Source organism: Rhodococcus sp. NPDC003348, assembly GCF_053589375.1.
The window spans coordinates 1-18,480 of record NZ_JBSFRT010000054.1; the positions used below are offsets into that span (position 1 = coordinate 1).

At 69.6% G+C, this 18,480-nt stretch carries 18 protein-coding genes and 1 tRNA gene; 14 read left to right on the plus strand and 5 right to left on the minus strand.

Annotation, left to right across the window (positions count from 1 at the left end; all coding sequences use genetic code 11):
- The first annotated feature begins 313 nt into the window (after window positions 1-313).
- Together ACWDU4_RS25305 and ACWDU4_RS25310 are read left to right on the plus strand one after the other, a co-directional pair.
- Window positions 314-387, plus strand: a tRNA-Met gene (locus ACWDU4_RS25305).
- A gap of 201 nt (window positions 388-588) precedes the next feature.
- Window positions 589-1,545 carry an NAD(P)/FAD-dependent oxidoreductase gene (locus ACWDU4_RS25310; protein WP_450116700.1) on the plus strand — a complete coding sequence of 319 codons (957 nt, stop codon included), beginning with the start codon at window positions 589-591 and terminating at the stop codon, window positions 1,543-1,545.
- On the opposite strand, the gene ACWDU4_RS25315 is transcribed toward ACWDU4_RS25310, so the two are convergent.
- On the minus strand, window positions 1,531-3,156 hold the full coding sequence (locus tag ACWDU4_RS25315; protein ID WP_450116701.1) for an acyl-CoA synthetase: 1,626 nt from the start codon (window positions 3,154-3,156) through the stop codon (window positions 1,531-1,533). The two genes, ACWDU4_RS25310 and ACWDU4_RS25315, sit on opposite strands and share 15 nt — an antisense overlap.
- A gap of 210 nt (window positions 3,157-3,366) precedes the next feature.
- Between ACWDU4_RS25315 and ACWDU4_RS25320 the strand changes: the two genes are divergently transcribed.
- Entirely contained in the window at window positions 3,367-4,218 is an 852-nt protein-coding gene (locus ACWDU4_RS25320) for an alpha/beta fold hydrolase (protein WP_450116702.1), read from the plus strand.
- A 116-nt stretch (window positions 4,219-4,334) separates the two neighbouring features.
- Here the strand turns inward: ACWDU4_RS25320 and ACWDU4_RS25325 are convergent, their stop codons facing one another.
- A complete protein-coding gene (locus ACWDU4_RS25325) occupies window positions 4,335-5,540 on the minus strand; it encodes an acyl-CoA dehydrogenase family protein (protein WP_450116703.1) in 1,206 nt (401 codons plus the stop codon).
- 21 nt (window positions 5,541-5,561) lie between these two features.
- Window positions 5,562-6,998, minus strand: a complete 1,437-nt coding sequence (locus ACWDU4_RS25330; RefSeq protein WP_450116704.1) for an acyl-CoA dehydrogenase family protein — start codon at window positions 6,996-6,998, stop codon at window positions 5,562-5,564.
- Between the two features lie 185 nt (window positions 6,999-7,183).
- On the opposite strand from ACWDU4_RS25330, the gene ACWDU4_RS25335 reads away from it, so the two are divergent.
- The 4 genes from ACWDU4_RS25335 (at window position 7,184) to ACWDU4_RS25350 (ending at window position 11,343) form a co-directional block, all read left to right on the plus strand.
- A complete protein-coding gene (locus tag ACWDU4_RS25335; RefSeq protein WP_450116705.1) occupies window positions 7,184-7,864 on the plus strand; it encodes a response regulator transcription factor in 681 nt (226 codons plus the stop codon).
- Window positions 7,861-8,844 carry a HAMP domain-containing sensor histidine kinase gene (locus ACWDU4_RS25340; protein ID WP_450116706.1) on the plus strand — a complete coding sequence of 328 codons (984 nt, stop codon included), beginning with the start codon at window positions 7,861-7,863 and terminating at the stop codon, window positions 8,842-8,844. The genes ACWDU4_RS25335 and ACWDU4_RS25340 overlap by 4 nt, the downstream gene beginning before the upstream one ends.
- A gap of 99 nt (window positions 8,845-8,943) precedes the next feature.
- Complete coding sequence (locus tag ACWDU4_RS25345) at window positions 8,944-10,437, plus strand: DUF4153 domain-containing protein (RefSeq protein ID WP_450116707.1); 1,494 nt, start codon at window positions 8,944-8,946, stop codon at window positions 10,435-10,437.
- A 69-nt stretch (window positions 10,438-10,506) separates the two neighbouring features.
- Window positions 10,507-11,343 (plus strand): MerR family transcriptional regulator, encoded by an 837-nt coding sequence (locus ACWDU4_RS25350; protein ID WP_450116708.1) that lies wholly within the window; start codon window positions 10,507-10,509, stop codon window positions 11,341-11,343.
- Between the two features lie 47 nt (window positions 11,344-11,390).
- Here ACWDU4_RS25350 and hisN read toward each other — a convergent pair whose 3' ends face one another.
- On the minus strand, window positions 11,391-12,173 hold the full coding sequence (gene hisN / locus ACWDU4_RS25355; protein ID WP_450116709.1) for a histidinol-phosphatase: 783 nt from the start codon (window positions 12,171-12,173) through the stop codon (window positions 11,391-11,393).
- A 30-nt stretch (window positions 12,174-12,203) separates the two neighbouring features.
- On the minus strand, window positions 12,204-12,701 hold the full coding sequence (locus tag ACWDU4_RS25360; RefSeq protein WP_450116710.1) for a beta-class carbonic anhydrase: 498 nt from the start codon (window positions 12,699-12,701) through the stop codon (window positions 12,204-12,206).
- 144 nt (window positions 12,702-12,845) lie between these two features.
- On the opposite strand from ACWDU4_RS25360, the gene prfB reads away from it, so the two are divergent.
- The 7 genes from prfB (at window position 12,846) to ACWDU4_RS25395 (ending at window position 18,471) form a co-directional block, all read left to right on the plus strand.
- A complete protein-coding gene (prfB, locus tag ACWDU4_RS25365) occupies window positions 12,846-13,949 on the plus strand; it encodes a peptide chain release factor 2 (RefSeq protein WP_450116711.1) in 1,104 nt (367 codons plus the stop codon).
- On the plus strand, window positions 13,950-14,843 hold the full coding sequence (locus ACWDU4_RS25370; protein WP_450116712.1) for a mechanosensitive ion channel family protein: 894 nt from the start codon (window positions 13,950-13,952) through the stop codon (window positions 14,841-14,843).
- The gene (locus ACWDU4_RS25375; RefSeq protein ID WP_450116713.1) at window positions 14,840-15,298 is read left to right on the plus strand and encodes a hypothetical protein; all 459 of its coding nucleotides are present in this window, start codon (window positions 14,840-14,842) and stop codon (window positions 15,296-15,298) included. Before ACWDU4_RS25370 ends, ACWDU4_RS25375 begins: the two co-directional genes overlap by 4 nt.
- Window positions 15,299-15,374: 76 nt before the next feature.
- Window positions 15,375-16,064, plus strand: a complete 690-nt coding sequence (gene ftsE, locus ACWDU4_RS25380; RefSeq protein WP_450116714.1) for a cell division ATP-binding protein FtsE — start codon at window positions 15,375-15,377, stop codon at window positions 16,062-16,064.
- Between the two features lie 51 nt (window positions 16,065-16,115).
- On the plus strand, window positions 16,116-17,021 hold the full coding sequence (ftsX, locus tag ACWDU4_RS25385) for a permease-like cell division protein FtsX (protein WP_450116715.1): 906 nt from the start codon (window positions 16,116-16,118) through the stop codon (window positions 17,019-17,021).
- Window positions 17,022-17,111: 90 nt separating this feature from the next.
- Window positions 17,112-17,588, plus strand: a complete 477-nt coding sequence (smpB, locus tag ACWDU4_RS25390; RefSeq protein WP_450116716.1) for an SsrA-binding protein SmpB — start codon at window positions 17,112-17,114, stop codon at window positions 17,586-17,588.
- Between the two features lie 22 nt (window positions 17,589-17,610).
- Complete coding sequence (locus ACWDU4_RS25395) at window positions 17,611-18,471, plus strand: EamA family transporter (protein ID WP_450116717.1); 861 nt, start codon at window positions 17,611-17,613, stop codon at window positions 18,469-18,471.
- The last annotated feature ends 9 nt before the right edge of the window (window positions 18,472-18,480 follow it).

Genomic DNA, 18,480 nt, shown 5'->3' on the forward strand with positions numbered 1-18,480 from the left:
TAGCTCGCTGGGCTCATAACCCAGAGGTCGCAGGTTCAAATCCTGTCCCCGCTACCAAGAACGAAGGACCCGGTACCCAGGTACCGGGTCCTTCGTCGTTTCCGGCCACCGTCGTTTCCTGGCATTGTCGGCTTCGAGCGTTGGTCCGCTCCGGGGTCTGGCCCGCCCGCCGCGGGGCCCGCCGGCGGCGCACTCCTTCACGACATCTCCGATGCCCCGTCGGGCTGTTTCGGGTGGCTCGATGTGACATCGGCAACCATCGGGGAGGGGTGGTCAGAAGTGCTCCGGAAGTCGTGTACAGTAGTCAGTGCAGCGCGGGGTGGAGCAGCTCGGTAGCTCGCTGGGCTCATAACCCAGAGGTCGCAGGTTCAAATCCTGTCCCCGCTACGAAGACGAAGGCCCCGGTACTCAGGTACCGGGGCCTTCGTCGTATTCACGTTTCCCCGGATCGTCGACGCTGGGGCGGCGGCATCGAGGATTCGGCAGTGCTCCGATGATCTTGCATTTTCAGCAAATCTCCTTGTCGAAATCGCGCGATCCGGCGGACAGTGGATTCCGGACCGGAGCGATACAGGGAACGGAGACGCGATGAACGACAGATATGACGTGGTGATCGTCGGTGGCGGTGCAGCGGGACTCGGAGGGGCGCTCTCGCTGTCGCGGGCTCGCCGGTCGGTCCTGGTGGTCGACGCGGGCCGGCCGCGAAACGCGCCCGCCGAGCACATACACAACTACCTCGGCCGTGAGGGCGCGAACCCGCGGGACCTGCTGCGGATCGGACGCGACGAAGTGGCTGGGTACGGAGCCGAGTTCGTCGTCGGGGAAGTTGTCGCTGCCGCGGCGACGGACGCCGGCTTCCGGATCCGGCTCGGTGACGGTCGGGAGGCCACGGCGAGGCAACTGCTGGTCACCACCGGACTCGTCGACGAACTCCCCGATGTGGCGGGATTGCGCGAACGCTGGGGGCGTGACGTGCTGCACTGCCCGTACTGCCACGGGTGGGAGGTCCGGGACGGCGCGATCGGCATTCTCGCGACGAGTTCGCTTGCGGCGCACCAGGCGTTGATGTGGCGACAGTGGAGCTCCGACGTGGTGGTGTTCGCCCACACCGCCCCGCCGTTCGGCGCCGCGGACCTCGAGAAGTTCGCCGCCCGCGGCATCGAGGTCGTCGAGGGCGCCGTCACCGGGCTCGAGGTCGACGGGGATCGGCTGACCGGGGTGCGGGTCGCCGGCCGCGGGGTGATCGCGCGCCAGGCGCTGGTGGCGCCGCCGCGGTTCGAGGTGCACACCGAGTTCCTGCGCGGTCTCGGGCTCGAACCCGTCGCACAGGAGATGGGTGGCGAGGTCATCGGCACCCACCTGCCTGCGGACCCGACAGGGGCGACGACCGTGCCCGGGGTGTGGGTCGCGGGGAACGTGACCGATCCACGCGCACAGGTTATTTCGGCTGCCGCCGGGGGAGTGCAGGCCGGCGCGATGATCAACGCCGCGCTGATCGAGCTGGACGTCGAGGCCGCGCTCACCGAGCGGTCACGCGTCGGGTAGGTCGATCTCGTGCAGCCCCTGCCGCAGCAGCTTGCCGGTCGCATTGCGGGGCAGCTCGTCCAGGAAGACCACCTCGCGCGGAACCTTGTACCGCGCGAGGTGTTCCTTGACGAACGACTTCAGCGCCTGGGCGTCGACCTCGGGAGATCCCGGCGCGGGCACCACGAACGCCCGCAGGCGGTGGCCGAATTCGAGGTCCTCGACACCGATCACCGCGGCCTCCGCGACATCCGGGTGGTCGGCGAGCAGGTTCTCCACCTCGAGCGGGTAGACGTTCTCGCCGCCGGAGACGATCATGTCGTCGTCCCGGCCGTCGACGAACAGCAGTCCGCGGTGGTCGAAGTGGCCGACGTCTCCGGTGGACAGCAGACCGTCGATCCGCTCCTTGTCACGGCCGTCCGTGTAGCCGTTGAAGCTCAGTCCGCTCGAGACGAAGATCCGGCCCACCACACCCGGTTCGTCGATCCGGCTGCCGGCGTCGTCGTACAGCCCGACGTGGCAGGTGACGGGTGGGCGTCCCGCGGTCCCTGGAACCAGGGCCAGGTCGGCGGGCGTGGCGACCGTCGCGACCGCGACCTCGGTGGAGCCGTACAGGTTGTGCAGCACCGGCCCGAACGCGTCGGTGGTGCGGCGGCACAGGTCGGGGGAGATGGACGAGCCGGCGGCGAAGACGATCGACAGGTTCGTGGTGTCGAACCGGGCGAGGACGTCCGGGCCGAGGTCGACGATCCGCTGCAGCATCGTCGGGACCACCACGAGGACGTCGGCGCGGTGGTCGGCGGTCAGCTGGACGGTCTGCAACGGGTCGAACCGACGTTGCAGCACCACCGTCTGGCCGAGGGTGAGCGCGAGCCCGAGTTGCGAGATCCCGGTGCCGTGGAACGCGGGCGCGGCCATCACCATCGTCTGGCCCCGGCGCAGCGGTACCCGGTCGAGGAACTGTGCCGACGCCAGCGGCGAGGTCCGCTCCCGCGGCGCCCCCTTCGGCGTGCCGGTGGTGCCACTGGTCAGCAGCACGAAGCTGCCGGGCACCGGCGGCGCGGCCATGGGAGCGCTGCTGTGTCCGGTGAGCTGGTCGTCGAGCCGGGTGGTGCCGTCGGCGGACTGCCCCCACGCCACGTACCGCCGCACGTCCGGCGGTAGGCCGGCTGCAACCGCGGCGAACTCCTCGTCGTGGACGAACGCCCGAACCTGTTCGCGGGCAGCGATGTCCACCAACTGCGGGGTGGCGAACCCGGTGTTCATCAGAACCAGCTTGGTGCCCAGCTTCGCGGCGGCGAGCATCGTGAGCACGAGTCCGCGGTGATTGCGGCACATGACGCCGACCACGGACCCGGGGGTGACGCCGTCAGCGGCCCAGGCGCGCGCCAGTGCGTTCGACATGCCCTCGAGTTCTGCGTACGTGAGCTGGCCGCGTTCGTCGACGATCGCGACGGCATCGAGACCGGCGGTGGCGTGGGCGTGCACCACTCCCGCGAACGGGCCGTAGCGCTCGGCCGCACGGATCGAGGCGAGCCCGCGATCGAGGCGGGGGAACGGCACCAGGCCCGATCGCACCATCACCCGGATCGCGCCCAGAGTGTCGGTGACCTTCGTCAGAGCGCCTGGCATCGCTTCCCCCTGCGGAGTGCTCCGGTGTGTGTTGGGTCACAGGGTAGACCGTGAGCCGGTGGCGGGCACGGGTAACGATCGAGTGCGTCGGCCTGCTGGTCGCAGTCTCTTCGTACGGTCCTCGGCCAACCCCGCTGCACTTGGTCATCGCGGTGGCCGGGGCGATGCCGATCCCGCCTCCAGGATTGGAACGTGTTCTAGCCTTGCCGCATGGACGTGACCTACGAGGGGACCAAGAGGGAAGTCGCCACCGACAAGGGTGTGCTGCGCTATCACGAGGCGGGCGAGGGACCCCCGCTTCTGCTGTTGCACGGCTCAGGGATCGGGGTCAGCGGGTGGCGCAACTACCGAGGCAACCTGGATGTGTTCGCCGAGCACTTCCACTGCTACATCCTCGAGTTCCCAGGATTCGGCGTGAGCGACCCCGTCGGCGGGCACCCCGTGCTGACTGCGGGGTCGTCGGTGCTGCGCTTCATGGATGCGCTGGGCATCGAATCGGCCGCGATGATCGGCAATTCCATGGGCGGGGTCGTCGGCGTCAATGTGGCCGTGAAGCGTCCCGAGCGGGTGAACAAGCTCGTCACCATCGGTGGGGTGGGGCCGAACATCTTCAGTCAGAATCCGAGTGAGGGCACGCGGCTGCTGCAGGATTTCGCCGACGGTCCCCGTCGCGAGAAGTTGGTTCGGTGGCTCGAGTGCATGGTCTACGACCGTGCCGTGATCACCGAGGAGCGAATCGAGGAACGTTGGGAAACGTCCAACGATCCGGAATCACACAAGACGCTGGCCGCGATGTACGGCTCCGAGGCGTTCGAGGCGCAGCAGCAAGCGATGGCCAACTCGGACGCACCGCCGTACTGGTCGATGATGGGCAAGGTGCGGTGTCCGACCTTGCTGACCTGGGGTCGTGACGACCGACAGTGTCCGCCGGACATGCCGATGATCCCGATGCGACTCATTCCCGATGCGGAGTTGCACATCTTCCCGAAATGCGGGCACTGGGTGATGGTCGAAGCCAAGGAGGCATTCGAACGGATCACCCTCGAGTTCCTGCTCAGGTGACCTGGGTATCCGCTCGCGGACCCGGTGCGGGACCACGGTCGGTGTAGACGCATCCGTCCCCGTCGCGGTGATTGCGACGGGGACGGACGTCGTGATGGAACCGGTTGTCGTGCAGACTACTTGAGCTCGGACGACGACTTGCCGAGCAGGCGGCGGGCGATGATCAGCTGCTGGATCTGCTGCGTGCCCTCGAAGATGTCGAGGATCTTGCTGTCGCGGGCCCACTTCTCGAGCAGCGGCCGCTGCGAGTATCCCTGGGTGCCTGCCAGCTCGACGGCCTTGAGCGAGGCCGCCGTTCCGGTGCGGCCCGCCTTCGCCTTCGACATCGACGCCTCGAGCGAGTTGGGCTTCTTGTTGTCCGCCATCCAGGTGGCGCGCAGCGCCAGCAGGTACGCCGCCTCCCAGTCCGCCTCCAGGGCCAGGAACTCGGCGGCGGCGGCGTGCTGGTTGTTCGCCGGGGTGTCGTACGAGACCTCGACGCCGGCCTCGGCGAGAATCTCACGCAGCTCCTCGAGCACCGCGCGGCCGAGGCCGATGGCCATGCCGGCGACGATCGGGCGGGTGTTGTCGAAGGTCTGCATGACCCCGGCAAAGCCCTTCTCCACGTTGACCTCCGGGTCGCCGAGGATGTTGTCCTTCGGGATCCGGCAGTCCTGCAGCAGCAGCACCGCGGTGTCGGACGCCTTGATCCCGAGCTTGTGCTCGAGCCGCGCGACGGACAGGCCCGGGGCGTCCCGCGGCACGACGAACGACTTGATCGCGGCGCGGCCCTTGGTCTTGTCCACCGTCGCCCACACGACGATGTGGGTCGACCGCTCGCCGGCGGTGACGAAGATCTTCTCGCCGTTGAGCACCCACTCGTCGCCGTCGAGGACGGCGGTGGTGGTGACGGCGGCCGAGTCGGAGCCGAAGCTCGGCTCGGTGATGGCCATCGAGGCCCACACCTTGCCGAACCGCTCGAGCTGCTCGTCGGTCGCGACGGCCGCGATGGCGGAGTTGCCGAGGCCCTGGTACGGGATGGACAGCGTCAGACCGACATCGCCCCAGCAGGTTTCGATGACGTTCATCAGCGACGCCATGTTGCCGCCGTTGGCGTTGCCGATCACGGACGGGGCGTCACCGCGGCCGAGCGCCGCACCCGAGGCTCCGGTGCCGGAGTCGTTGAGGCCCTCGACCATCGCGGCCATCGTGTCGAGCTCGACGGGGTACTCGTGCTCGGCGAGGTCGTACTTGCGTGAGACGGGGCGCAGGATCTGCGCCGCGACCTGGTGCGCCTGGTTGGCGGACGCCCTGAGCTTGCGGGGAAGTTCGAGATTGATCATTGTCTGTGGTCTCCTGTGGCGTCAGATGAGGACGATGCCCTCGGCAACGCCGATGGCGCGAAGGTCTCGGTACCAGCGCTCGACCGGGTGCTCCTTGGTGAAGCCGTGCCCGCCGAGCAGTTGTACGCCGTCGAGGCCGATCTGCATTCCCTTGTCGGTGGCCAGCTTCCGGGCGAGTGCGGCCTCGCGGGCGAACGACCGCCCCTGTTCCGCGCGGGAGGCGCCGCGCAGCGTCACCAGCCGCAGGCCGTCGAGTTCGATCGCGATGTTCGCGACCATGAACGCCACCGCCTGGCGGTGGCTGATCGGTTCGCCGAATGCCTCCCGCTCGTTGACGTACGGGATCACGTAGTCGAGGACGGCCTGCCCGGTGCCGACCGCGAGTGACGCCCAGCCGAGCCGGGCCAGCCGGATCGCGTCGGCGTAGTCGGCCGCGCGCTGGTCGGCGTCGCCCTCGCCGAGGATGGCGGACTCGGGGACCGCGACATCGGTGAGGTTCAGCCGGCCCAGGCCCGCGGCACGCAGACCCATACTCGGGTCGGCCTCCACGACAAGGCCCTTCGCGTCGGACTCGACGATGAACAGGGCGGGACGGCCGTCCAGTTCGGCGGCGACGACGAACAGCTCCGCGTCCGCGGCGGCGGGCACCATCGACTTGACGCCGTTGAGCTTGTAGCCGCTGGGGGAGCGGACCGCCTTCGTCTGCAGCGCGAAGGGGTCGAACAGGGCACGCGGCTCGGTCACGACCAGCGCCGCGGCCGGCACGTTCTCGCCGGTGAACGACGGCAGGTATGTCTTCTGCTGCCCCTCGGAACCGAACTGGGTGAGTGCGACCGCGACGCCGCTCGGGGCGAGGATCGGCAGCGCCAGACCCATGTCGCCGTGCGCGAGCGCCTCGGCGACCAGCGAGTTGGTCACCGCTCCGCGCTCGGTGGCGACGCCCTCGAACTCCTCGGGAACGTTGATCAGGGTGATGCCGAGCTCGGCGGCGCGCTTGCCCAGATCGGCGGGCGAAGTGGCGGCCTCGTCGGCGTCGTGGGCGGCGGGGCGCAGGATCTCGGCCGCGAAGTCGCGGACGGTCGAGGTGATCATCTGCTGCTCGTCGGTCGGGGTCAGGTCGAAGAAGTCGGCGTTCGTCGCCTCGCCCGCGGGCAGACGGGTCGGCTTGCTGCCTCCTGCCACCTTCGCGAACGTGCGGGTCGCGGCGCCGAGCGTCTTGAAGCCGGTCTTGGTGCCCTCGTATGTGACCCGGTTGATCGGCTCGCGGAGGTTGTACTTCTCGGCCAGGTCGGACCCGGTGATCTTGGTCAGCACGCGCATGGCGGCGCCCATCGCGTCCCGCTTGATCGGGTTGAGGCCGACCGCGGAGGTGTCGCGGGGGCGGCGAGCCGACGAATCGTCTGTGCGGCGAGCGGCACCGTTCGTTGTCACAACGCTGTCTTGCTTGCTCATGATCACCATTTCTCGGTGTTCGGTCTCGGACGGAAGTATCTTACTGCGGAGTAAGAAGTGAAGTCGAGAGTACACCGGAATTGCCGCTCGACAAGGTGTCCGTGGACCACTTCGGCCGCTCCGCCGATCCTCCACGGAACCTTCACAGGTCCCTCCCGGAATTCCCACATCCGGGCCATACAGTCGAGGCCATGACCCAGCGCACCGTACTCGTGGTGGAGGACGACCGGACCATCGCCGACGCCATCGCCGCCCGGCTGCGGGCCGAGGGGTACGCGGTGCGGACCGCCTCCGACGGTCCCGCGGGCGTTCGCGAATGCGCCTCGTGCCTTCCCGATCTCGTCGTGCTGGACGTGATGCTCCCCGGATTCGACGGCCTCGAGGTGTGCCGCCGGATCCAGGCCGAGACCCCCGTTCCGGTCCTGATGCTCACCGCCAGGGCCGACGAGACCGACATGGTGATCGGGCTGGGTGTTGGCGCCGACGACTACCTGAGCAAGCCGTTCAGCATGCGGGTGCTGGTGGCCCGGGTGGCGGCTCTGTTGCGGCGGGTCGAGCGTGCGGGCGCAGGCCCGGACACCGAGGTGCTGACCCTCGGCGCCCTGGCGATCGACCTGACCGCCCGGCGGGTCCGGCGGGACGGCGCCGAGGTGCACCTCACCCGCACCGAGTTCGACCTGCTCGCCCACCTGGCGACGAGGCCCGGCGCCGCGATGGCGCGTGACGCGCTGCTCGAACACGTGTGGGGGTGGGGCGGCGGTGCGACCAGCCGGACCGTCGACAGTCACGTGAAGGCGCTGCGGCGCAAACTCGGCGGCGACCTGATCCGCACCGTGCACGGCGTCGGCTACGCGGTCGAGGTGCCGCGATGAGATGGCCCCGGCCCCTCGACCCGTTCCGCTCGTTCAAGGTCAAGACCGGCCTGCTGGTGGTGGTATCGGTGTTCGCGGCGTCGGTGACGTTCTGGTTCGCCTCGAACTGGCAGTTCCGCTTCGCGCTCGGCGTCGCGCTGCTGGTTTCGCTCGCGGTCACGCAGGTTCTCGCCCACGGGATGACGTCACCGCTGCGGGAGATGACGGCGGCCGCGCGGGCGATGGCCACCGGCGACCTGTCCCGGCGAGTCCGTGCCACCTCGCGCGACGAGATCGGTGAACTGGCACGGGCATTCAACCAGATGGCCGAGGACCTCGAGGCCGACGACCGGTACCGGCGGGAGCTGATCGCGAACGTCTCGCACGAGTTGCGGACTCCGATCGCGGGCTTGCAGGGAGTGCTCGAGAACGTCGTCGACGGTGTCGTGGAACCGGACGCCGCGACGCTGCGTACCGCGCTCGACCAGACCGAACGGCTCGCGGACCTGGTGCGTGACCTGCTCGACCTGTCCCGGCTCGAGGCCGGGGTGGTTCCGGTGCGCCGGACGGAGTTCGAGGTCGTACCGTTCCTTCGGAAGGTGATCGACGAGCGTGCCGACCAGGCTGCCGCGGTCGACATCCGGCTCGACGTGCGTCCCGCGACGTTGCGCGCGAATGCCGACACCGCCCGGCTGCACCAGGTCGTCGCCAACCTGGTGGACAACGCTCTGCTGCACGGGGCGTCGACGCACGTGCTCTTGCGGGCCTCGTCGGACGCGGCCGGCGCGCTCGTGCTCGACGTGCACGACGACGGGCCGGGGATCGCCCCGCCGGATCGTGCCGGTGTGTTCGAACGGTTCACCCGGGGCGGCACCAGCGGCGGTGGCACCGGCCTCGGTCTCGCCATCGCACGGTGGGCGGTCGACCTGCACGGCGGCCGGATCGGGGTGCTCGACACCGAGTCGGGATGCTGCATCCGGGTGGAGCTTCCGCCCGCCTGAAACCACGAAAGCACTTCGGGACGTGGACCGTTCGGGTCCACGCGTCCCGCGATGGCGCCTGCCCGCATCGGTCCGGGCGGCGCACGGAAGGAGAAGCCCATGACCACCTCGACCGTAGGACCACCCGCGGTGACACCGGTCGCAGGCCCGGCCCGGGCGAGTGCATGGCGTCCCGACCGGACGTCGGTGGCGCCGCCCGCGGCGATGTCGGCGGCGCTGGGCGCGGGCGTGCTCGCCGCGGCGCTGCTGGGGGCCCCGAGCATCGCCTACCCACTCGTCGGCGCGGCCGTCGTTGCCGCTGCACTGACCAGCGTGCGCCCCCGGCCGACCCGCGGCCTGCTGCTCGGCTGCGCCGCCGCGGTGCTGCTGCTCGCGGTGGCGGCGGTGCGAGACGAGCCGGTGCTGGTGGCGCTGTCCGTCGCGGCAAGTTGGCTCGTCGCGTCGGTGGCGCTGCTCGGGGTCCGCACCTGGACGGGATTGCTGCTCGCCCCCGCGGCGCCCTTGTGCACACCGGTGCGGGTGACCGGTTGGGTGCACCGAGGGTGGGCGCGGGGCCGGGCCGGGGCCGGTGTTCGCGTGGGTCGCGTCCTTGTCGTTTCCGCGGTGAGCGTCGGCCTGGTCGCCGTGTTCGGATCGCTGTTCGCCGCAGCCGATCCGGAATTCGAGAGGCTCGTCGGCGGAGTGGTTCCGCGTGTGCACGTGGACGATCCGGTCGGGCGGATCCTGCTGGGGGCGATCGTCGTCGCCGCCACGTTGTCCCTGACCTACCTGCGGCGGCAACAGCCCCGGATCGACACCCTCGCGCCGTCGCCGGGGCGGTCGATCGTCCGCTGGGAGTGGGCTGTTCCGCTGGCCGCCCTGGATCTGCTGTTCGCCGTGTTCGTCACCGTCCAGGCGAGAACGCTGTTCGGCGGTGACGGCCACGTCCTCGGCACCCGCGACCTCACCTATGCGGGATATGCGCGCCAAGGCTTCTGGCAACTGTGCGCGGTGACCGCGCTGACACTGGTCGTGATCGCCGTCGCGGTCCGCAAGGCCGACCTGACGGCGCCCCGCGGCCGGACGCTCGCCCGCATCCTGCTCGGTGCCCTGTGTCTGCTCTCGCTGGTCGTGGTGGCCTCCGCGCTGCATCGAATGTCGCTGTACCAGAGCGCCTTCGGGTACACCCGGCTGCGCCTGTGGGTGTCGGCGGCCGAGTTCTGGTTCGGTTCCGTGTTCGCGCTGCTACTGGTCGCCGGAATCCGCATGCGCGGACGTCTCCTGCCCCGGGCCGTGCTCGCGTCGGCCGTCGCCGCGCTGCTGGCCTTCGCGGCGCTCGGCCCCGACGGCCACGTCGCCGACCGCAACGTCGAACGTTACGAACGAACCGGCGACATCGACGTCGACTACCTGCGCACCCTGTCGGTCGACGCGGTGCCTGCGTTGGACCGACTTCCCGAACCGTTGCGATCGTGCGCGCTCGCCGGGACGGGCACGCCCACCGCCGCACCGTGGTACGAGTTCAACGCCGCACGCGCCCGTGCCCGCGACATCCTGCGCGAGCGACCCGTCGACCCGGACGCGGTCTGCGCCGGCCCTGTCGTGGTCGGCTGAACTCGACGCCCGCGGATCCGGGAACGGCCGTCTTGACCCTGACATCGTGTGAGGCCGCAGACTCGGGACATGACCGACACCACCGAGTTGATGTCCATCGGGGAGTTCTCGTCACTGACCCGGATCAGCGTGCGGATGCTGCGGCACTACGACGCTCACGGCGTGCTGATCCCGGCGGTGGTCGACGACGCCAGCGGCTACCGCAGGTATCACCCGGAGCAGACCGCCGATGCCGCGCGCATCCGGCGGCTGCGGGACGTCGGGTTCGGCGTGTCCGCCATCGGGGCGCTGCTCACGACGGCCGGGACTCCCGCCTACGTGCGGGCGCTGCAGATGCACCGCCGCACCCTGGCCGAGGAGGCCGAACTGGCCCGGACCCGACTGATCGCCCTGGACCGCATGCTCGACGAGACCATCGAGGAGAAGACCATGACCGGAGTCGAACTGACCGAGATGCCCGCCCACACCCTGGTGTGCCTGCGCGGCACCGTCGCGAACTACGCCGCCGAAGGTGAACTGTGGCAGCGTTTCCTACCCGACCTGCAACGCCAGGGCATCGCACCGACCGGCCCCGGCGGATGCATCGAACACGACGGCGAGTTCCGTGAGACGGACGTCGACGAATCGGTGTTCCTGCCGGTCGCGCCAGGGACGGTCGCCCGGGAACCGCTGACGACCGTCCCCGTCCCGGTCCGGCGCGTGGTGGTGGCCACCGTGACCGGGCCGTACGACCAGGCGATCCCGCGCGCCCACGAGGCGATCGCCGCGTACCTGGCCGAGCACGGACTGTCCGCGTCGCGGACCCCGGACGACGTGACCACGCACCACTTCAACGTCTACCGCAACGACCCGAGCAGCACGCCCGAGGCGGAACTGCAGACGGCGGTGTATCTGCCGGTCAAGTGACCACACCGGCGCCGCGCCTGGAACCCGGGCGCGGCGGCGGTCACCGGTCAGCGCAGTCGCCGCAGCACCTCTTCGTGCAGCGGACCGTTGGTGGCGACGGCGCTGCCGCCGTGCGGGCCGGGTGTGCCGTCGAGTGCGGTGAAGCGCCCGCCCGCCTCACGGACCAGCAGATCCAGCGGTGCCAGGTCCCACAGCGACACCTCGGGTTCGGCGGCGATCTCGAGGGTCCCCTCGGCGAGCAGGCAGTAGGACAGGAAGTCGCCGTAGCCGCGCACCCGCCACACCGCGTCGGTCAGGTCCAGGAACCGGTCGCGGATGCCGAGGTCGCGCCAGCCCGACAGGCTCGAGAAGCTCAGGCTCGCCGACTCGAGGCGGTCGACGGCGGACACCGTGATCCGCCGCGGCTCCGTGGCCTCGAAGGTCGTGAACGCGCCTGCGCCGGCGGACGCCCACCACCGCCGCGAGAGGGCGGGGGCGCTGACCACGCCGACCACCGGGACTCCGTCCTGCAGCAGGGCGATCAGCGTCGACCACACCGGCACGCCGCGGACGAAGTTCTTGGTGCCGTCGATCGGGTCGACCACCCACTGCCGGCCCGTGAAGTGGGCCTCGCCGCCGAACTCCTCACCGAGGACCGCGTCGTCCGGACGTTCCTTCGCGAGGATCGCCCGGACCTCCCGCTCCACCGCGAGATCCGCGTCGGACACCGGCGTCAGGTCCGGCTTGTCGTCCACCCGCAGGTCCAGGGCACCGAATCGGTCCCGGGTGATGGCATCGGCGGCGTCGGCGATGCGGAGGGCGAGGTGCAGGTCGGCGGAGAGATCGGTCACGGATGCACAGGTTACCGCCGCCGACTGTGGTCACGCCGCAGCGGCGACCTCACGCAGCAGTCCGGTCGTGACGTCGAAGACGAATCCGCGCAGCGACGTCGTCGCCGTCACGAACGGACTGGTCTCGATGCGCAGCAGCGACTGGCGCACATCCTCGTCGAGGTCGCCGAACGCCTCCGCCGACCACGCCGGCTCGATGCCGGTCTCGTCCTCGATGCTGCGCTTGAAGGCGTCATCGGTGAATGTCAGCATCCCGCAGTCGGTGTGGTGGATCAGGATTATCTCGGTGGTGCCGAGCAGGCGCTGGCTGATCGCGAGGGACCGGATCTCGTCGTCGGTGACGACGCCGCCCGCGTTACGGATCACGTGTGCCTCGCCGTCCTCCAGGCCGAGGATCCGGTACACGTCGAGCCGGGCGTCCATGCAGGCGAGCACTGCGACGTGCCTGCTGGGTGGGAGCGGCAACGGGCCGCTGAACGTGCGGGCGTAGGCGGCGTTGTTGCGCAGGTATTCGTCGGTCACGCTCATCGTTGCTCCGTTCGTCGGGCAGGGGAATGATCCGTGCATCGAACGCCGCACTTCCCGATCGCACAAGGGTTCTGCGCACCTCGGCCGCGGGCGAGCGGCGGCGGACGGCATTGCAGTCCGCCGCACCCGGTAGCCTTGACTCTTGTGCATCCCGACGTTTCCTCAGACCTCGCCGAACTCGACACCACCCTGACCACCGTCGAGACGGTGCTCGACGTCGAGGAGTTGCGCCGGCGCATCGACGAACTCGAACACCAGGCCGCCGACCCCGACCTGTGGAACAACCAGGAACACGCGCAGCAGGTCACCAGCCAGCTCTCGCACGCCCAGGCCGAGCTGCGTCGCGTCGTCGACCTGCGGTCGCGGCTCGACGACATGTCGGTGCTCTACGAACTCGCCGAAGAAGAGGGCGCCGACGCGGTGGCCGACGCCGACGCGGAGCGGACGAGCCTGCGCGCCGACATCGAGGCGATGGAAGTCAAGACCATGCTGTCGGGGGAGTACGACCCCCGTGACGCGCTGGTCAACATCCGCTCGGGCGCCGGCGGCGTCGACGCCGCGGACTGGGCCGAGATGCTCATGCGCATGTACATCCGCTGGGCCGAGAAGCACGGCTACGGCGTCGAGGTCTACGACACCTCCTACGCCGAAGAGGCGGGCATCAAGTCCGCGACCTTCGCGGTGAAGGCGCCGTACGCGTACGGCACCCTGTCCATCGAGATGGGCACCCACCGGCTCGTCCGGATCAGCCCGTTCGACAACCAGGGCCGCAGGCAGACCTCCTTCGCCGAGGTCGAGGTGCTGCCCGTCGTCGAGACCACCGACCACATCGACATCGACGAGAACGACGTGCGCGTCGACGTCTACCGCTCGTCCGGCCCGGGTGGACAGTCCGTCAACACCACCGACTCCGCCGTGCGCCTGACGCACATCCCGACCGGCATCGTCGTCACCTGTCAGAACGAGAAGTCGCAGCTGCAGAACAAGGTGTCCGCGATGCGGGTCCTGCAGGCCAAACTCCTCGAGCGCAAGCGCCAGGAGGAGCGCGCCGAGATGGACGCGCTCAAGGGCGACGGCGGCAGCTCGTGGGGCAACCAGATGCGCTCCTACGTCCTGCACCCGTACCAGATGGTCAAGGACCTGCGCACCGAGTACGAGGTCAACAACCCGTCCGCGGTGCTGGACGGCGACATCGACGGGTTCATCGAATCCGGCATCCGCTGGCGGATGCGCGGAGAGCAGGACTAGTTGACCACCCTCGCGGTCGGCTGGGGCCCGGAGACGACCAACTTCGAGACCTGGCTGAAATCGAGCGGCCTCGAGATCGTCCTCTACGTTCTCGGGGGACTGCTCGTGGGCCGGTTCCTGTCCTGGGCGGGCAATCGCGTCACCGATCGCATCGACCTGAACTACAACCAGGGCGACGCCCTGGTGCGGTCCGAGGCGACCAAGCACCGGCACGCGCTCGCGCAGGTGATCACGTGGGTGGCCGTCACGATCGTGTACGCCCTCGTCGCGATCGAGGTACTGCAGCGGCTCGGTTTCTCCGTCAGCAGTCTCGTCGCACCGGCCACCGTGCTCGGTGCGGCCCTCGGTTTCGGCGCGCAGCGAGTGGTGCAGGACATCCTGGCCGGCTTCTTCATCATCGCCGAGAAGCAGTACGGCTTCGGTGACGTCGTGCGGATCGCGATCACCGGCTCCGGCGACGACGCCTACGGCACCGTCGAGGACGTGACGCTGCGGGTCACCCGCCTGCGGTCCTCCGACGGTGAGGTGATCACCGTCCCGAACGGGCAGATCGTCAAGGCGGTCAACCTGTCGAAGGACTGGGCCCGCGCCGTCGTCGACGTGCCGATCCCGGCGACCGCGGACCTCAACCACGTCAACGACGTGCTGCGCACGGTCTGCCGGGAGGCGTTCGCCGACCTCGACCTCGAACCGCTGCTGCTCGACGCCCCGACCGTGATGGGCATCGAGTCCATCGAACTCGAGACGGTCAACATCCGGGTCGTGGCCCGCACCCTGCCCGGCAAGCAGTTCGAGGTCGGGCGCGCGCTGCGGATCCGGGTCGCGGCCGCGTTGCGCCGCGAGGGCATCTTCCTCGGCCCCGACCTGACCACCGACCACGGAGACGCGACGTGACCCGACGCGACGGCACCGAGAGCGGCCTGATCTCGGACGAACCGATCAAGCCGGCGCGGAAATGGACGTGGCCGAAGCACCTCGGGCGGATGCGCACCTCGACGGTGCTGCTGATCGTCGGCTTCCTGGCCGCCGCCCTGCTCCGGGGCTACTTCATCCAGGGCGAGCCGCAGCCGAACCAGGAAACCGGGGTTCAAGCACCGGCCGCGGAGACCACCTCGCAGCCGGTGCCGCAGCGGAGCACGACGACCGTGCACGCGACGACACCCACGACCGTGACCACGACACCGTCGCCCAGCGCGTCGTCGCCGAGTCCGGCGGAGGCCGGGACGAGCGCGACCCCGACCACGTCGCCGCTGATCGTGTTGCCACCCGGGCTGGTTCCGTCCGGTGTGGAGCTGCCGCCCGGAGTGGTGGTCGAAACCACCACCGAGCCCGCGCCGACGACACCCTGACCGCCGCCGCACCCACGACCTGCGCGCCCGTCGTCCGCCGGTGCGGCGCCGCCGGGCATGTCTAGACTGGCTCCTCGTGATCAGCGTGGAGAGTGTGTCCAAGTCCTACAAGGCGTCCTCGCGTCCCGCGCTGGACAAGGTGACCGTCTCGATCGACAAGGGCGAGTTCGTCTTCCTGATCGGCGCGTCCGGCTCCGGGAAGTCGACGTTCATGCGCCTGCTCCTCAAGGAGGAGACCCCGACGTCCGGGGACATCCACGTCGCCGACTTCCACGTCAACAAGCTCACGGCCCGGCGGGTGCCGAAGCTGCGGCAGTCGATGGGCTGTGTGTTCCAGGACTTCCGGCTGCTGCCGCGCAAGACGGTCTCGGAGAACGTGGCGTTCGCGCTCGAGGTGATCGGCAAGCCGCGGAACATGATCGAGCGGACCGTGCCCGAGGTGCTCGACCTGGTCGGCCTGTCCGGAAAGGCGGACCGCCTGCCGCACGAGCTGTCCGGCGGCGAGCAGCAGCGGGTCGCGATCGCGCGCGCGTTCGTGAACCGGCCGCTGGTGCTCCTCGCCGACGAGCCGACCGGCAACCTCGACCCGGACACCAGCGGCGACATCATGCTGCTGCTCGAGCGGATCAACCGGACCGGCACCACGGTCCTGATGGCCACCCACGACAACCACATCGTCGACTCCATGCGCCGCCGAGTGGTCGAACTCGACCTCGGCCGCGTGGTGCGCGACGAGGCCCGGGGCGTGTACGGCGTGGGGCGTTAGCCCCGCACGCGTCCGAGATCCAGCCCCGACACACGAAGGACACCACTCCCGATGCGCGCCAGCTTCATCCTCGGCGAGGTCTTCACCGGACTGCGCCGCAACATCACCATGACGATCGCGATGATCCTCACCACCGCGATCTCCCTCGCCCTGTTCGGCGGCGGCCTGCTTGTCGTGCAGATGGCAGGCAAGACGCAGCAGATCTTCCTGGACCGCGTCGAGGTGCAGATCTTCCTCACCGACGACGTGTCCACCTCGGATCCGGGGTGCACCCAGGACATCTGCAAGGGGCTGCGCGAGGACCTGGAGAACACCGACTCGGTGGTGTCGGTGCAGTACCTCAACCGCGACGACGCGGTCGCCGACGCGAAGGAGCGGGTGTTCAAGGACCAGCCGGAACTGGCGTCGATGGTCAGCCCGGAGGCACTGCCCGCGTCGTTCAAGGTGCGGCTGTCGGACCCGGACAAGTTCGGCGTGGTCGAGGACGCGTTCATGCTCCGGCCCGGCGTCGACAGCGTTCTCAACCAGCGTGACCTCGTCGAGCGGCTGTTCAGCGTGCTCGGCGGCATCCGCAACGCCGCGTTCGCGATCGCGATCGTGCAGGCGATCGCATCGATCCTGCTGATCGCCAACATGGTGCAGATCGCGGCGTACACCCGCCGTACCGAGGTCGGGATCATGCGACTGGTCGGCGCCACCCGCTGGTACACGCAGTTGCCGTTCCTGCTGGAGGCGATCGTCGCCGCGCTGGTCGGCGCGGTGCTCGCGATCGCGGCGCTGTTCACGGCCAAGAGCCTGTTCATCGACGACGTGCTCACAGACGTGTACGACGCCAACATCGTGGCCCGGATCTCCAACAGCGACGTGCTGCTGGTCTCGCCGATCCTCGCCCTCGTCGGCGTCGGCATGGCCGCCGTCACCGCGTACGTGACGTTGCGCCTGTACGTGCGTGAATAACCGGTTGCCCGATCGAACTATCCTGGTCTGTGGTGAAACCGATTCACCGCTGATCGTTTGCTCACCGCAGTGGACCGAAGGGGCCCGAACGTGAAGGAAAAGGGCCGCAAGGTCATCGCCACCAACCGCAAGGCGCGGCACAACTACACCATCCTCGACACCTTCGAGGCCGGGATCGCGCTCGTCGGCACCGAGGTCAAGAGCCTGCGTGAGGGCAAGGCGTCGCTGGTGGACGCCTTCGCGACCGTCGACGACGGCGAGGTGTGGCTGCGCGGACTGCACATCCCCGAATACGGGCACGGCAGCTGGACCAACCACGCGCCGCGACGCACCCGGAAGCTGCTGCTGCACCGCCGTGAGATCGACAACCTGGTCGGCAAGTCCCGCGAGGGCAACCAGACGCTGGTGCCGCTGTCGATGTACTTCAGCGACGGCAAGGTGAAGGTCGAACTCGCCCTCGCCAAGGGCAAGCAGGACTACGACAAGCGGCAGGACATCGCCCGCCGCACCGCCGAACGTGAAGTCACCCGAGAGCTCGGACGTCGGGTGAAGGGCATGAGCCGCTGACTTCGCCGCGGCGGCGCGAGCCGTGACGGCTGTCCTGCTCGCCCTGCTCGCCGCCGTCGGATACGGGGTGAGCGACTTCGTCGGCGGGCTCGCCTCGCGGCGCGTCGCGGCGTTGCGGGTGGTCATCGTCTCGTACCCGGTCTCGCTGCTGATGGCTCTGGCCGTCGCCCCGCTCGCCGGTGGTTCGCTGACGTGGTCGACCGCGCTGTGGGGCGCCGCGTCCGGTGTCGCCTCCGGGATCGCGGTGTGGTGGTTCTACCTCGCGCTGGCGGACGGGCCGATGTCGGTGGTCTCCCCGCTCACGGCGATCCTCGTCGCCGGGATCCCCGTGCTCGTCGGGTTCGCGACCGGGGAGCGGCCGGGTGCCCTCGCCCTCACCGGTGTCGTCCTGGCGCTGGTCGCGGTGGTGCTCGTCAGCCGCGAGACCCCCGAAGCGGCGGGGGAGGCCGTCGACGGGCATCGGGCCCGGTTCACCCCGGCCGTCGCCTGGCTGACGGTCGGGTCCGGCGTGGCGTTCGCACTTTCGTTCGTGAGCCTGCACCGGATCGGGGACGGCGCCGGGCTGTGGCCGCTGGCGGTGTCGCGGGCCGCGGCGACCGCCGTCGTGTGGGTGGTCGCGCTCGGGGCGCGGCAGTTCGCAATGCCCCCGCGGCAGGTCGCGCGGCTCGCCGTCGGGATCGCGCTGCTCGACGTGGTCGCGAACGGTGCCATGCTCTACGCGTTCTCGGGCGGAATGCTCTCGCTCGTCGCGGTGATCGGATCCCTGTACCCGGCCGCGACCGTGCTGCTGGCGATGACGATGCTCGGCGAACGAGTCGGCCGGCTGCAGCAGGTGGGGATGGGCCTCGCGGTCGCCGCGGTCGCGCTGATCGCCCTCACGTGAGCGAGGGCG

Coding starts and splice junctions, on each gene's coding strand:
- ACWDU4_RS25310 (WP_450116700.1), top strand. CDS start 589: ATGAACGACAGATATGACGTGGTGATCGTCGGTGGCGGTGCAGCGGGA.
- ACWDU4_RS25315 (WP_450116701.1), bottom strand. CDS start 3,156: ATGCCAGGCGCTCTGACGAAGGTCACCGACACTCTGGGCGCGATCCGG.
- ACWDU4_RS25320 (WP_450116702.1), top strand. CDS start 3,367: ATGGACGTGACCTACGAGGGGACCAAGAGGGAAGTCGCCACCGACAAG.
- ACWDU4_RS25325 (WP_450116703.1), bottom strand. CDS start 5,540: ATGATCAATCTCGAACTTCCCCGCAAGCTCAGGGCGTCCGCCAACCAG.
- ACWDU4_RS25335 (WP_450116705.1), top strand. CDS start 7,184: ATGACCCAGCGCACCGTACTCGTGGTGGAGGACGACCGGACCATCGCC.
- ACWDU4_RS25340 (WP_450116706.1), top strand. CDS start 7,861: ATGAGATGGCCCCGGCCCCTCGACCCGTTCCGCTCGTTCAAGGTCAAG.
- ACWDU4_RS25345 (WP_450116707.1), top strand. CDS start 8,944: ATGACCACCTCGACCGTAGGACCACCCGCGGTGACACCGGTCGCAGGC.
- ACWDU4_RS25350 (WP_450116708.1), top strand. CDS start 10,507: ATGACCGACACCACCGAGTTGATGTCCATCGGGGAGTTCTCGTCACTG.
- ACWDU4_RS25360 (WP_450116710.1), bottom strand. CDS start 12,701: ATGAGCGTGACCGACGAATACCTGCGCAACAACGCCGCCTACGCCCGC.
- ftsX (WP_450116715.1), top strand. CDS start 16,116: ATGCGCGCCAGCTTCATCCTCGGCGAGGTCTTCACCGGACTGCGCCGC.